Genomic DNA, 13,146 nt, shown 5'->3' with positions numbered 1-13,146 from the left:
TTGGGGTTGCCTGCAGCCGTTATCGTCCAACAGTCAAACGGCAGGTTTGTCCGCATAGCAGAAATTGGTGATGAAATAGTAGGAGCCAAAGACCGCTTCAAGCGCATACTGACTGTTTCTGCGCCATGGACGAATGGCTGGTTCGTCGACATTGGGGTCGATATGAGGGCAAATGTGCGAACAATCTAGAACGCCTAGGATAGACCGAATTGAACAAAAGAAACTTCAGTTCAGTGCTTTCACTATGGGCTTGTTTTGTCGCCGTAGAAGCTGGTGCTTTCGTCGTTTGCTTCGGGATAATGATCCTCGACAGTGGCCCACTTGGAAGTCTCGAAGCGCTTGCTGTACGGACAATCGCACAACCAATCATACTCCCCATCGCTCTTTGCTCAATGCCACTGGGTGCACTTTTGCGAATGGTATTAGGTCTGGCATTTAAACAGCCGCGCTCCGTGGCTCTGATATCTGGAGCTGTTGTTGGTTTGGTTGGCTCGGTACTTTTTGCCTTTTTGACCAAAGACGGTTGGTCCGCTTGGTTTCCAATTGTGTCCATAGGGTTGTTTGCCGGGGTCGTCGGTGGATGGGCATGGTGGCGAGTCGAGAAACCCTTTCTGGATGGTCAAGAAATCTCTGATACGATCTGAGTGCAGCTTCATGAATGCAGCCATTTGTGTATCCGTAGCGAAATGGTGCATTATCCGGCAAGGAAGGCAAATATGTACCTTGGATTTTCTTTCACAGACGGGCGTGCTTACGGCTCTTTCCAGTTCACCAACCCATTGAAAAAGGCGATCCCTGGTCGGGACCGCCTTTTAGAAACCAACCGCCACGAGGAAGTTACGCGGCTGATTTATGCTCTGCGATGAAGGCATCGATCTGGTTTTCGGCTTCTTCCTTGGCCACGCCGTAGCGTTCCTGAATGAGCCCGGCAAGGCGTTCTCTGTCGCCCTGGACCTGATCGATTTCATCGTTGGTCAGTTCACCCCATTTACTTTGGATTGAACCTGTCAGTTGTTTCCAGTTACCTTTGATGGTGTCCCAGTTCATTGGTCTCTCCTTTGGGTCGAACTCGTTGAACCAAGCACATGTGCGTCACATGCTCTTGCCTCCCCAACACGCATGACATTCGAAAGGTTCCGCAAAAAGTGATCGGCCCGTCGGCAATCGAGGATTGATCGCCAACAAACCGCCCTCTAGGCTTTTTTCGATGTCACGGAGGATACCCATCATGCGCCTGCCCCTTGCCCTTCTTCTCAGTTCGCTTGCGCTGCCCGGATGGGCCAACGAAGGCACCCGCGTCCAGGTGACCGGAGAGATTATCGACACCTGGTGTTACTACTCGGGTGTGATGGGAGGACCGGATGCGGTGGTTGGCTCCGCGCACCATACCTGCGCGCTCTGGTGCTCTGCCGGGGGCATACCCGTTGGGCTGCTCGCCGAAGACGGCACGGTCTACATGGTTCTCAAGATCGCACAGGATGATGGCTCCGCCAGCGGTGACACGCAGCTGAGCCTTGCCGCACATACGGTGACCGCGGATGGCATGCTGTATGAGCGGGATGGCCAGAACTACATTGTTGTCAGCGAAGTCGTCAGCGATGCAGACATCCAGAACCGCAATCACGAGGATTTCGGCACCGTGCCGCCCTTCTCATTCCCGGAGCCAAAATGATGCGTAAGCTTGCCATGTTAGCCGCCCTTCTTGCCACGCCCGTTGCGGCGCAGGATTTCTCCGAAGGCTCGGAAGCCAAAAGCTGGAACCTTTATGCCGAGGTGCCGGCAAAGTTCGAAGCACGGGTTGTGGATGTCCTTTGCGAACTGACCGGCGACTGCCCGGACAATTGCGGGGCGGGTACACGCCAGATGGGGCTGGTGCGTACCGCCGATGACGTGCTGGTTCTTGCGATGAAAAACAGCCAACCCGCCTTTACCGGCGCGGCGGAGGAACTGGCGCCCTTTTGCAATGAGGTGGTAGAAGTAGACGGCCTGCTGCTGGAGGACGACGAGCTTGGCGCGCGCAACGTCTACCTTGTGCAGCGCATCAAGGCCGCTGATGCAGATTGGATAAAAGCCAACACCTGGACCAAGAAATGGGCCGCGAAACATCCGGAAGCCAAGGGCAAAGGCCCCTGGTTCCGCCGCGATCCGCGCGTCAAGGAGATCACGGGCCGAGAGGGTTATCTTGGACTGGGTCTGGAAGAAGACGCCACCTATGCGGAAGAAAACTTCTGATGTGGCGCGCCGCACTCCTTGCAGTGTTCGCGGGCTCTGTCGCGCAGGCGGAAAGCCCGTTGCCTTTCGATCTGGGGGGACCATATGAACTGATGGATCAGCACGGGCAAACACGCACGCAGGCAGACCCGGACGGTCATGCGCAGTTGCTGTTCTTCGGATACGCGAATTGCCTGAACATCTGTTCCGCCGCCCTGCCGCTGATGGCCGACGTTGTGGACGCTCTTGCAGAAGACGGGGTCGCGGTAACACCGGTCATGATCACGGTCGCCCCCGATCAGGACCGGGTCGATACGATGGGCGCACCGCTGGCAGAGATACACCCGCAGTTCGTCGGTCTGACAGGAGGCGAGGCGGCGCTTGCAGCCGCGTATAAAGCCTTCTCGGTCGAAGTGACGCCGCTGTTTCAGGATCCTGAATACGGGTGGATCTATGCCCACGGCAGTTTTGTGCATCTGCTGGACGGATCGGGTGAAATGCTTACGCTCCTGCCGCCCGTTCTGGATGTGGAACACACTGCCGACATCGTGCGCGGATACCTGATCCCTCAGGGCTGATCCACTGGCGTCGCGACATCTGATCGCGCGACCGGTGCCTCATCCGCCTGTGGCGCAAGGCCATAAGGTGCCGCGATTTGCCAGACGTGCCGGGGGATCATGTTCTTCATCTTGGCGCGCGCTTCCCGGCGCAGGTGGAGAACCGTTTCCGCCGCTTTCATCTCTACCCGCGCGCGCGCGAATTCGAGGCCGCGCGGGCCAAGGCGCGGTTGCAGCCAGCTGACAACAGGGCGCAGCCAATCGGGCATTCGCCGTAGCGGCAACCCGCCTGCTGCCCGTTGCGTGTTCGCCACGAACCCTTTCACGGCGCGCGTGCGGTTCCCGGCGCTGCCCGGTGCCGTAAGCCGAATGTCATCGCCCAGGCACCCCAGCATCTCGGCCCCGCGGGAATTGCGAACAAGCAGCCATTGCGCGCCCTCGCCCCCCATGTAGCCGACGGTGATATCTGCCAGCGCGTTTGTGTAATCCACGCAGGTCCGACAGGTCAGTGGAAAGAAATCCGAGGGCAGATCAGAAATTGGCAGCGACAAGAACGGGATAAGCCGCTGACGCCCGTCCCTGTAGCGCAATTCGACCCGGTAGTCGGCGCGAAACTCCAGGTAGGTGATCTGGTCGGGGTCTTCATCCAACAGCTGCAGAAAACGATGAAAGTTTTCAGTTGTCGTATTGTCGGAACATGGGGTGCCGATCACGTAAAGCCTTTCGAGCACCAGCGTCGCCTCCAGACACCGCAGCGCGTAAATCTGGCAGGGAATGCCAATCACCGCCAGCCGCGTGAACCCCTGCGCCTGCGCGCTTTCCAGCAAGGCCAGCAAGGGGGCGTAGCCCATCCGCATCCCGCGTGCCTGCGCCATGTCCTGCGCAGCGGTGATCAGTGCAGGCCTTGGCCGCCAGATATCCGCGGGGTCGGGCACCATTGTCAGCACGGCCTCAACCTGCCCTGTCTCCAACAACCGTGCACCAAGTGATGTCGTGATGCCTGTCCATTGCGCCCCTGCCCGAGGCTGTTTCATTTCCGCCCGGAACATTGCCTGAAACGGGCCGAAAAAGCGTTCGTCCCCATCCCCGCGCGGTCTGCCGTGCACCTGTTTTTCGAGGCGCGGGTAGTCCGGGGCAATGAACTGGCAGGCGGTACCGCAGGCCTTCGCGTCTTTCATCCGGGACACACCGCAATCCGTGCACAGCCCGCGGGGGGCAGCCACGCCCGCTTGCGGCGTCTGGATCATGAGAATTGCTCGTTGATCAGCCGCTCTTCGAGGCCATGACCGGGGTCAAAAAGGATACGATGCACGACGCTGGGGTCCGATTTGATTTCAACCCGGGTGACATCGGTAACCGAGTTGGAATCGGCTTCGGCCATCACCGGGCGCTTTTTCGGCTCCAGCACATCAATTTGCACGACGGCATGTTTGGGCAGCAACGCCCCGCGCCAGCGCCTCGGGCGAAAGGCGCTCATCGCTGTCAGAGCCAGCACTTCGGAGCCTATGGGAATGATCGGACCATGGGCGGAGTAATTGTAGGCGGTGGATCCCGCGGGGGTACATACCAGCGCGCCATCACAGACCAGTTCCGCCATGCGCACCCTGCCGTCCACGGTAATCTTGAGCTTCGCCGCCTGTGGGCCCGCCCGCAGCAGGGACACCTCGTTAATGGCCAGAGCCTTGGCCAGCGTGCCATCCGACCGCGTCGCCGTCATACTCAGCGGATTGAGTTCCGCCTCTTCGGCAGCCGCAAGGCGTTCCGGCAGATCGATCTCGGAATAGGCGTTCATGAGAAAGCCGATTGTACCCCTGTTCATGCCGTACACCGGCACGTCAAGCGGCTGCATGGCATGCAACGTCTGCAGCATGAAACCATCGCCGCCCAGCGCCACTACAACATCCGCGTCCCGTGGCGCCACATCGCCATATCGGGTCACCAGAGCGGCGCGCGCCGTCTGCGCGACATCCGCGCGGCTGGCGGCAAAAGCGATTTTTTGCGGCATGAATGTTTCCGATCCGGCACTTTGTGATCCGAAACAAGCACATATCCCGTCTGGTGACCAGCATAAGGCGCCCAAGGCCCCATACGCCGCATTGCGCAGTTCCCTGCTAGACCCTATGAACGCCGCACAAATCCGATGTTGCGTCGCTTTACCTTCTTTCACGACGTTCCGGTTTCCGATACGAGACGCTGCACCAATGCTCTTTCCACAGGGAGACGACCTATGAATGCCCCTCACCGCACCCCCGGGTTTTTCACGAAAAGCCTGGCTGACAGCGATCCTGAAGTCTTTACCTCGATCACGCAGGAACTGGGCCGCCAGCGTGACGAAATTGAGCTGATCGCTTCCGAAAACATCGTGTCTGCGGCCGTGCTCGAAGCACAGGGTTCGATCATGACGAACAAATACGCCGAAGGGTATCCCGGGCGGCGCTACTACGGCGGGTGCCAGTTTGTCGATGTGGCCGAAGAGCTGGCGATCAAACGGGCCTGCGCGCTTTTTGAATGCGGTTTCGCAAATGTTCAGCCAAATTCAGGGTCACAGGCCAACCAGGGTGTTTTTCAGGCCTTGCTGCAACCGGGCGATACCATTCTGGGCATGAGTCTCGACGCGGGCGGTCACCTGACGCATGGAGCGCGGCCCAACCAGTCGGGCAAATGGTTCAACGCGGTGCAATACGGTGTGCGGAAGCAAGACAACCTGCTTGATTACGATCAGGTCGAAGCCCTTGCAAAAGAACATCAGCCAAAGTTGATCATCGCCGGTGGCTCCGCGATCCCGCGTCAGATCGACTTTGCCCGCATGCGCCAGATTGCCGATATGGTGGGTGCTTACCTGCATGTCGACATGGCGCATTTCGCCGGTCTGGTGGCCGCGGGCGAGCATCCCAGCCCCTTCCCGCATGCCCATGTAGCCACGACGACCACCCACAAAACGCTGCGGGGACCGCGTGGTGGCATGATCCTGACCAATGACGAGGCACTGGCCAAGAAATTCAACTCTGCAATCTTCCCCGGCATTCAGGGCGGCCCGCTGATGCATGTGATCGCGGGTAAGGCAGTTGCCTTCGGCGAAGCGCTGCGTCCGGAATTCAAAGGCTACATCAAACAGGTCATCGCCAATGCTCAGGCGCTCAGCGACCAGTTGATCAAGGGCGGGCTGGACACCGTGACCCATGGGACCGACACCCATGTGCTGCTGGTAGATCTGCGCCCCAAGGGCGTCAAAGGCAACGCAACCGAGAAAGCGCTTGGCCGGGCGCACATCACCTGTAACAAGAACGGCGTGCCTTTCGACCCGGAAAAACCGACCATCACCTCCGGTATTCGTCTTGGCAGCCCTGCGGGCACCACGCGTGGTTTCGGCGAGCCGGAGTTCCGGCAGATTGCTGACTGGATCATCGAGGTTGTCGATGGTCTGGCGGCGCATGGCGAAGACGGCAACGCAGCGGTCGAGGAAAAGGTGAAAGCCGAGGTTGCAGATCTTTGCGCCCGGTTCCCGATCTACCCCAACCTCTGACCGCTTGCTGCGCGCAGGCTGACATACGTCTGATGTGAAAACGGCCTCCGGCATCCCTGCCCGGGCCGTTTTTGCTTGTTCTACGCGCAGGCTTCGGGCCAGTTTTGACCACCAGAGCTTCAGAGGGGACAAGCCAATGAACATCACACGCGCAGGCACAACGGCATCCGAGGTCGGATCGGCATCTTATTTTTCAGGGGCGGTCAGGCTGGACCCGCTCATCAGCGCCCCTGACCCGGCGCGATTGCGCGCCGCGGTGGTGACGTTTGAACCCGCGGCGCGCACCGCGTGGCATACACATCCGCTGGGACAAACCCTTGTCATCCTGTCCGGATTTGGCCGCGCGCAAAGCGAAGGCGGGCCAGTCCAGGACCTGCGGCCCGGGGATGTCATATGGTTCGCGCCAGGAGAAAAGCACTGGCACGGGGCAACGCCCACAACGGCAATGAGCCATCTGGCCATGCAGGAGGCGCAGGACGGTATCGCCGTGACATGGCTGGAACAGGTGGACGAGGTGGGCTGAGGCGCACCGCTGCCCATTGCGGAAATTCGCCCTTCGAGCGACGGAACCCGCGCGCTGTTGCGTATCACCCCTGTCAAACTGATAGGAGGAGACGACAGATGCGCAGTCCCTGGCCCGCCTCTCTCGCCCTTACTGCCGTGATCGTTGCGCTTGGGGCCATTGCGTCCGCCGGCACAGCCTGGGTCGATATCCGAAAGACCCGCGCGGACCCCTGTATCGAAGCCAACGGCCTACCCACCATGCGAGCGGCACCTGTTCGAACCGTGGCACCACCCCCCACCGCGCCGGGGCGCAGGCCTTGACCGCCTGCAGGGCGATCGAGCTTCATGCCTCTGGCCGGTGCGCGCACGACCGCACCCGATGGGGTTCACGATGGAACGGATAACCAAGGCCGGACCTACGCGCCCGCTTCAGGCAGTCTTGACGACCGCACCGGCCAGATGGTGAACAGCCGGTATGTCAGCGTTGCACGTGGACACCTACGCCTTCATTCCCCGCTGCCTCTAAGCCATAGCGATCCCTCGGATACGCTAGCAGGGATCCGGTGCCGCCCCGCTCAGATCGAGCCGCGCATCCTGAGCCAAACCACCCAGGCGGTAAAGACAACGATAAGGTTGAAGGCGACAACGGCCAGAATGGACAAGAGCCGCCCTTTACGGGCATCCGACCGGTCGATCGCCGCAAGATACGCAGCGATTTCAGCATATGCAGCGTCAACCTGCGCGGCATCGAACTGCCGCAGGAGCTTGATGTTGCCGCTGACGGTCTGGGCTCGCGTGAAGAATCTGGCCTGCGTACGAATGCGCCTGGGCAATTGGCGGCCTGCTTTGCGCAGGGCATGATCAAGTGACCGCCCTTTGACCCCCAGATGCTGATGCAGGGCGTCTTTCAGCAATTGCGCTTTCTGGTCTATGTCGCGAGGTGTGTGCACAGCGCGACCCTAATCATCCGGATGCCTCAGGTGCAATAGCGCTGGCACCGGGGGATCAAATCCGCTAGCCGTACCGCATGCTGAAGTATTCGGAATTCGGTGGCAAGAACGCCCCCACTGTCCTGATCGTGCACGGTCTTTATGGATCCGGACGAAACTGGGGAGTGATTGCCAAGCGCCTGTCGGACGTGGCCCATGTCGTCACGGTCGATCAACGCAACCACGGCCACAGCGACTGGACATCCACACATACCTATGACGACATGGCCAACGATCTGGCGGAGGTTATCGAACACATCGGCGGCCCGGTACATGTCATTGGACATTCCATGGGTGGCAAAGCGTCCATGGTACTGGCCCTGCAAAAGCCCGATCTGATCAGGCGTCTTATCGTGGGTGACATCGCGCCGGTTGCATACACACACAGCCAGATCCAGTTTATCGAGGCAATGCGCCGTGTCGATTTGTCAAAGGTCACCCGCCGGTCCGACGCCGAGGCGCAACTGGGGGAGCTGGGTGTTGATCCCGCCTTGCAGAGCTTTTTCACGCAATCTTTGGACGTTCCGGAAAAGCGGTGGCGCCTGAACCTGGATGTACTGGCCGCAGAAATGGAAAAAATTCTTTCATTTCCGCTGATTGAGGGACACTTCGAAGGTCCGGTGCTGTTTCTGTCCGGGGCGCAGTCCGACTATGTTTCAGCGCAGCACCGCCCGACAATCAAAAGCCTTTTCCCGACCGCGCGCTTTGCCAAGCTTCCAAAGGCCGGTCACTGGCTGCACGCAGACAACCCCCGCGCCTTCGAAGCAGCTGTCCGGACTTTCCTTCAAATGGTGTAGGCCAACCACCACCGTTTCCAATCCAGCAATAGTAGCGGCGTTTAAGCACTATTGCGGTGCGAAGAGACAACATTCCTGTCCAAATATGACGAAAATTGGGCTTAACCCTTGCAATTAATAGAAATTTGGCCTTTTCTAAACTCTGGATTGAATTGTTTCGATTCAACGCGTTAATGAGGGTACGTATGAAGAACCTTTTTACATTTGTGTTTTCTGCCGGGCTTGGCCTGACAGCCGCTGTTGGCGCGTCGTCCCTCAACTTCGGAAGCTTCTCTGTCGAAGACAGCGTGGCTGGCGCGCAATCCGCAGGTGTCGAATTCAACGCGCAGAACGCGGCCTTCGGTTCGACCGATGGCAATGTCACGCTTGAGCTGTCGCCATTCTCTGACTCCACCGTGTCATTCTTCGAAGTCAAATCGCTGAGAAACCCGTTCGAGTTCCGCTCGATCAAGGTAAGCACGGATATTCTGGATGGCGGTCAGATTACAGCCGTCGGTTTTCTGGATGGTGTCGAAGTCGTGTCGGAAGTTTTGGAAGCGTTCAACGTTCCCGCAATCCTGACGCCGCTTTCATTTGTCGGCAAGCCACTCGACCGGTTGCGGATCGGTTCCGCCGGGTCGTTTCCGGGTGGTGGCGGCGGATCGCCAAGCACAACCCTCTTTCAGGACGTAGACTCGTCTGGCGAAGATGACGGCAAGGTGTCACTGGACGATCTGGAACTGGTAGAAATCGCCTCGGTGCCGGTCCCGGCCTCCATGCTGTTGTTCGGCACGGCGCTGGCTGGCTTTGGCGTGATGCGCCGCCGCAAGAAAACCTGACCTCTCATATAGATTGACGCGATGCAGGCGGCCTTTGAACGGTCGCCTTTTTCGCGTTTTGCGGCATTGTTTTCCAATATGCCATGCACGTGGGGATTCAGCCCTTGCACAGCGCCCGCTCTTGCCTATAACGCAGGACAATTTGGACACACGGGGGTGTTCAAAAGCAAAGGGGCCGCCTCATGCCGAAAAGAACCGATATCAAATCGATCATGATCATCGGCGCAGGCCCTATCGTGATCGGTCAGGCCTGCGAGTTCGACTACTCCGGCGCCCAGGCCTGCAAGGCTTTGAAGGAAGAGGGCTACAGGGTCATCCTCGTCAACTCCAACCCCGCGACGATCATGACGGACCCCGGACTGGCGGATGCCACCTACATTGAACCCATCACACCGGAAATGGTCGCCAAGATTATCGAAAAGGAACGCCCCGATGCGCTGCTGCCTACGATGGGTGGACAAACCGGGCTGAACACCTCGCTGGCGCTTGAAGAAATGGGCGTGCTCGACAAGTTCAACGTCGAGATGATCGGGGCGAAACGCGCTGCGATCGAGATGGCCGAAGACCGCAAGCTGTTCCGCGAGGCGATGGACCGTCTGGGCATCGAGAACCCCAAGGCTGCCATTGTCACCGCTCCCAGGGACTCCAACGGCAAGAAAGACCTTGCAGAAGGTGTCCGGCTGGCCCTCGATACGCTGGAAGAAGTTGGGCTGCCCGCGATCATCCGCCCCGCCTTTACCATGGGCGGCACAGGGGGCGGCGTGGCATACAACCGCGATGATTACGAGGCGATCTGCCGCTCCGGCATGGATGCGAGCCCCGTGGGTCAGATTCTCGTCGACGAGTCGCTGCTCGGCTGGAAGGAGTTCGAGATGGAGGTGGTGCGCGACACCGCCGACAACGCCATAATCGTCTGCTCCATCGAGAACGTCGACCCGATGGGTGTGCACACGGGCGATTCCATTACCGTGGCCCCGGCGCTGACGCTGACCGACAAGGAATACCAGATCATGCGCTACCACTCCATCGCGGTGCTGCGTGAGATCGGGGTGGAAACGGGCGGCTCCAACGTGCAGTGGGCGGTGAACCCCGACGATGGCCGCATGGTGGTGATCGAGATGAACCCGCGGGTCAGCCGTTCTTCGGCACTGGCCTCGAAAGCAACAGGCTTTCCAATCGCCAAGATCGCGGCGAAGCTGGCGGTTGGCTACACGCTGGATGAGCTCGACAATGACATCACCAAGGTCACACCCGCCTCATTCGAGCCGACCATTGACTACGTGGTCACCAAGATCCCGAAATTCGCCTTCGAGAAATTCCCCGGCGCCACGCCGGACCTGACCACTGCGATGAAAAGCGTGGGCGAGGCGATGTCCATTGGCCGGACCATTCACGAAAGCATGCAAAAAGCGCTGGCTTCAATGGAGTCCGGTCTGACCGGGTTCGACGAGATCGACATCCCGGGTGTCGGCGTCGGACATTGGGATGCGGAAGGGGCCGACAGAGCGGCCATCGTCAAGGCGATCAGCCAGCAGACACCTGACCGGCTCCGCACGATCGCGCAGGCCATGCGGCATGGGTTGAGCGATGATGAAATCCATAGCGCAACCATGTTCGACCCGTGGTTTCTGGCCCGTATCCGCGAAATCGTTGAGGCGGAACGGGGCCTGCTCAGGAACGGCCTTCCGGTCACGGAAACCGGGCTGCGCCACCTGAAAATGATGGGGTTCACGGACGCGCGTCTTGCCCATCTTACCGGACGCGACGAAACCAACGTGCGTCAGGCCCGTCATAACCTTGGCGTCACGGCAGTGTTCAAGCGCATCGACACCTGCGCGGCCGAGTTCGAAGCACAGACGCCCTATATGTACTCCACCTACGAATCCCCTGTTTTTGGCGAAGTGGAATGCGAGGCCCGCCCCTCCGACCGCAAGAAAGTGGTTATACTGGGCGGTGGTCCCAACCGAATTGGCCAAGGGATCGAGTTCGACTATTGCTGCTGTCACGCCTGTTATGCGCTGACTGACGCGGGCTACGAGACGATCATGGTCAACTGCAACCCGGAGACCGTCTCAACCGACTACGACACCTCCGACCGGCTGTATTTCGAACCGCTCACCTTCGAGCATGTCATGGAAATTCTTCGGGTGGAGCAGGAAAACGGCACGCTGCACGGCGTGATCGTCCAATTCGGTGGTCAGACTCCGCTGAAAATTGCGGGGGCTCTGCACGCTGAAGGGATCCCAATTCTCGGCACGACGCCGGATGCCATTGATCTGGCCGAAGATCGGGAGCGCTTCCAACAGTTGGTGCAGGGTCTTGGCCTCCGCCAGCCGAACAACGGTATTGCACATTCAGACAGTGAAGCTATTGAAATCGCGAAAGATATTGGCTTCCCGCTGGTGATCCGCCCGTCTTATGTGCTGGGTGGCCGGGCGATGGAGATCGTGCGTGATCAGGCCTCGCTGGAACGATACATCACCTCTGCTGTCGTCGTTTCGGGCGACAGCCCGGTCTTGCTGGACAGCTATCTGGCAGGCGCGGTCGAACTGGATGTGGACGCGCTGTGCGATGGTAAAGACGTTCATGTGGCCGGCATCATGCAGCATATCGAGGAAGCCGGCGTACACTCGGGTGACAGCGCCTGTTCGCTCCCGCCCTACTCGCTGTCCCGGGACATCATCGCCGAGATCGAAAAACAAACCCATGCCCTTGCCAGAGCGCTCAAAGTGGTGGGATTGATGAACATCCAGTTTGCCATCAAGGACGGCGAGATTTTTCTGATCGAGGTCAACCCCCGCGCCTCACGCACCGTGCCCTTTGTCGCCAAGGCCACCGACAGCGCCATCGCCTCCATCGCGGCGCGGATCATGGCGGGCGAGCCGCTTTCGAATTTCCCGCAACGCCCCGCCTACGATGCAAACGTGGCGTATGACGCAATCCTCCCGCTCGGCGATCCGATGACCCTGGCGGATCCCAACATGCCGTGGTTTTCGGTGAAAGAGGCCGTGCTGCCCTTCGCCCGGTTCCCCGGCGTCGATACGCTGCTGGGCCCAGAGATGCGCAGCACGGGCGAAGTCATGGGATGGGACCGCGATTTCCCCCGTGCCTTCCTCAAGGCGCAGATGGGTGCCGGAACGATCCTTCCTGCGCAGGGTTGCGCCTTTCTGTCGATCAAGGACGCCGACAAGACAGACGACATGCTCTCTGCCGCGCGTATCCTGCTGGATCAGGGTTTCACGCTTGTGGCAACGCGTGGCACGGCCTCATGGCTCACCGCTCATGACTTGGCCTGCGGCGTTGTCAACAAGGTCTACGAGGGGCGTCCCGACGTGACTGACATGATGAAAGACGAAGCGATCCATCTGGTCATGAACACCACGGAAGGGGCGCAGGCCGTGGAGGATTCAAAGTCCATTCGCAGTATCGCGCTTTATGACAAGATCCCGTACTTCACGACCGCAGCCGGTAGCTACGCCGCCGCGCTGGCCATCCGGGCACAGGCGGATGGCGATGTTGGCGTGAAGGCGCTTCAGGGGTAGACGCGAAGAAAGTCGGTGGCCTGCTGGGTGGCGTGTCCGGCACGCTCAACTGGCTTGACAGCTGGGCTGTTCGGCGCACGACCAGACACCACCGGCAAAACCCGAATGACGAATGACCTCACCCCCGCCCGTCAAGCGCGGGAGCAAACCCGGAACGTTTGCCCTGCTTACCAATATGTGCTGTCCGGTTTGAGCGTCACGCATT

Annotated in this window: 15 protein-coding genes; 11 read left to right on the top strand and 4 right to left on the bottom strand. The window is 59.6% G+C overall.

What is annotated here, in order from left to right; all coding sequences use genetic code 11:
* Positions 1-189, top strand: a 189-nt coding sequence (locus KX928_RS22960; protein WP_219507650.1) for a hypothetical protein, incomplete at its 5' end; no start/stop codon positions are given.
* Positions 190-209: 20 nt separating this feature from the next.
* Complete coding sequence (locus tag KX928_RS22955; RefSeq protein ID WP_219507648.1) at positions 210-644, top strand: hypothetical protein; 435 nt, start codon at positions 210-212, stop codon at positions 642-644.
* Positions 645-837: 193 nt separating this feature from the next.
* Here KX928_RS22955 and KX928_RS22950 read toward each other — a convergent pair whose 3' ends face one another.
* Positions 838-1,047 carry a CsbD family protein gene (locus tag KX928_RS22950; protein ID WP_219507646.1) on the bottom strand — a complete coding sequence of 70 codons (210 nt, stop codon included), beginning with the start codon at positions 1,045-1,047 and terminating at the stop codon, positions 838-840.
* A gap of 181 nt (positions 1,048-1,228) precedes the next feature.
* On the opposite strand from KX928_RS22950, the gene KX928_RS22945 reads away from it, so the two are divergent.
* The 3 genes from KX928_RS22945 to KX928_RS22935 are packed head-to-tail and all read left to right on the top strand — an operon-like array spanning position 1,229 to position 2,789.
* Positions 1,229-1,672 (top strand): hypothetical protein, encoded by a 444-nt coding sequence (locus tag KX928_RS22945; protein ID WP_219507638.1) that lies wholly within the window; start codon positions 1,229-1,231, stop codon positions 1,670-1,672.
* The gene (locus tag KX928_RS22940) at positions 1,669-2,232 is read left to right on the top strand and encodes a hypothetical protein (protein WP_219507636.1); all 564 of its coding nucleotides are present in this window, start codon (positions 1,669-1,671) and stop codon (positions 2,230-2,232) included. The genes KX928_RS22945 and KX928_RS22940 overlap by 4 nt, the downstream gene beginning before the upstream one ends.
* On the top strand, positions 2,232-2,789 hold the full coding sequence (locus KX928_RS22935) for an SCO family protein (protein WP_219507632.1): 558 nt from the start codon (positions 2,232-2,234) through the stop codon (positions 2,787-2,789). Before KX928_RS22940 ends, KX928_RS22935 begins: the two co-directional genes overlap by 1 nt.
* On the opposite strand, the gene KX928_RS22930 is transcribed toward KX928_RS22935, so the two are convergent.
* A complete protein-coding gene (locus tag KX928_RS22930) occupies positions 2,780-4,015 on the bottom strand; it encodes a Coenzyme F420 hydrogenase/dehydrogenase, beta subunit C-terminal domain (RefSeq protein WP_219507630.1) in 1,236 nt (411 codons plus the stop codon). The genes KX928_RS22935 and KX928_RS22930 overlap by 10 nt on opposite strands.
* Positions 4,012-4,773, bottom strand: coding sequence for an NAD kinase (locus KX928_RS22925; protein ID WP_219507628.1), 762 nt, complete (start codon positions 4,771-4,773; stop codon positions 4,012-4,014). The genes KX928_RS22930 and KX928_RS22925 overlap by 4 nt, the downstream gene beginning before the upstream one ends.
* A 222-nt stretch (positions 4,774-4,995) precedes the next feature.
* Between KX928_RS22925 and glyA the strand changes: the two genes are divergently transcribed.
* From glyA to KX928_RS22910, 3 genes are all read left to right on the top strand, one after another.
* Positions 4,996-6,291 carry a serine hydroxymethyltransferase gene (gene glyA / locus KX928_RS22920; RefSeq protein WP_219507626.1) on the top strand — a complete coding sequence of 432 codons (1,296 nt, stop codon included), beginning with the start codon at positions 4,996-4,998 and terminating at the stop codon, positions 6,289-6,291.
* 136 nt (positions 6,292-6,427) lie between these two features.
* Entirely contained in the window at positions 6,428-6,814 is a 387-nt protein-coding gene (locus tag KX928_RS22915) for a (R)-mandelonitrile lyase (protein WP_219507624.1), read from the top strand.
* A 98-nt stretch (positions 6,815-6,912) separates the two neighbouring features.
* Complete coding sequence (locus tag KX928_RS22910; protein WP_219507622.1) at positions 6,913-7,116, top strand: hypothetical protein; 204 nt, start codon at positions 6,913-6,915, stop codon at positions 7,114-7,116.
* A 254-nt stretch (positions 7,117-7,370) separates the two neighbouring features.
* Here KX928_RS22910 and KX928_RS22905 read toward each other — a convergent pair whose 3' ends face one another.
* Entirely contained in the window at positions 7,371-7,745 is a 375-nt protein-coding gene (locus tag KX928_RS22905; protein WP_219507620.1) for a hypothetical protein, read from the bottom strand.
* 77 nt (positions 7,746-7,822) lie between these two features.
* Here KX928_RS22905 and KX928_RS22900 point away from each other — a divergent pair, with 77 nt between their 5' ends.
* From KX928_RS22900 to carB, 3 genes are all read left to right on the top strand, one after another.
* Positions 7,823-8,581 (top strand): alpha/beta fold hydrolase, encoded by a 759-nt coding sequence (locus KX928_RS22900; protein WP_219507618.1) that lies wholly within the window; start codon positions 7,823-7,825, stop codon positions 8,579-8,581.
* Between the two features lie 185 nt (positions 8,582-8,766).
* Complete coding sequence (locus KX928_RS22895; RefSeq protein ID WP_219507615.1) at positions 8,767-9,399, top strand: VPLPA-CTERM sorting domain-containing protein; 633 nt, start codon at positions 8,767-8,769, stop codon at positions 9,397-9,399.
* Between the two features lie 182 nt (positions 9,400-9,581).
* Complete coding sequence (gene carB, locus KX928_RS22890; protein WP_219507613.1) at positions 9,582-12,941, top strand: carbamoyl-phosphate synthase large subunit; 3,360 nt, start codon at positions 9,582-9,584, stop codon at positions 12,939-12,941.
* Positions 12,942-13,146 lie beyond the last annotated feature (205 nt).

Origin of the sequence: Roseobacter insulae (genome assembly GCF_019375555.1) — a bacterium.
GTDB lineage: Bacteria > Pseudomonadota > Alphaproteobacteria > Rhodobacterales > Rhodobacteraceae > Roseobacter > Roseobacter insulae.
Note: the sequence above shows the minus strand (reverse complement) of the source record. Positions and strands in the feature narration are given on the sequence as shown.

Excerpts from the sequence above, each read along its gene's own strand:
- KX928_RS22950 (WP_219507646.1), bottom strand. The coding sequence starts at position 1,047 with ATGAACTGGGACACCATCAAAGGTAACTGGAAACAACTGACAGGTTCA.
- KX928_RS22945 (WP_219507638.1), top strand. The coding sequence starts at position 1,229 with ATGCGCCTGCCCCTTGCCCTTCTTCTCAGTTCGCTTGCGCTGCCCGGA.
- KX928_RS22940 (WP_219507636.1), top strand. The coding sequence starts at position 1,669 with ATGATGCGTAAGCTTGCCATGTTAGCCGCCCTTCTTGCCACGCCCGTT.
- KX928_RS22935 (WP_219507632.1), top strand. The coding sequence starts at position 2,232 with ATGTGGCGCGCCGCACTCCTTGCAGTGTTCGCGGGCTCTGTCGCGCAG.
- KX928_RS22930 (WP_219507630.1), bottom strand. The coding sequence starts at position 4,015 with ATGATCCAGACGCCGCAAGCGGGCGTGGCTGCCCCCCGCGGGCTGTGC.
- KX928_RS22925 (WP_219507628.1), bottom strand. The coding sequence starts at position 4,773 with ATGCCGCAAAAAATCGCTTTTGCCGCCAGCCGCGCGGATGTCGCGCAG.
- glyA (WP_219507626.1), top strand. The coding sequence starts at position 4,996 with ATGAATGCCCCTCACCGCACCCCCGGGTTTTTCACGAAAAGCCTGGCT.
- KX928_RS22915 (WP_219507624.1), top strand. The coding sequence starts at position 6,428 with ATGAACATCACACGCGCAGGCACAACGGCATCCGAGGTCGGATCGGCA.
- KX928_RS22910 (WP_219507622.1), top strand. The coding sequence starts at position 6,913 with ATGCGCAGTCCCTGGCCCGCCTCTCTCGCCCTTACTGCCGTGATCGTT.
- KX928_RS22900 (WP_219507618.1), top strand. The coding sequence starts at position 7,823 with ATGCTGAAGTATTCGGAATTCGGTGGCAAGAACGCCCCCACTGTCCTG.
- KX928_RS22895 (WP_219507615.1), top strand. The coding sequence starts at position 8,767 with ATGAAGAACCTTTTTACATTTGTGTTTTCTGCCGGGCTTGGCCTGACA.
- carB (WP_219507613.1), top strand. The coding sequence starts at position 9,582 with ATGCCGAAAAGAACCGATATCAAATCGATCATGATCATCGGCGCAGGC.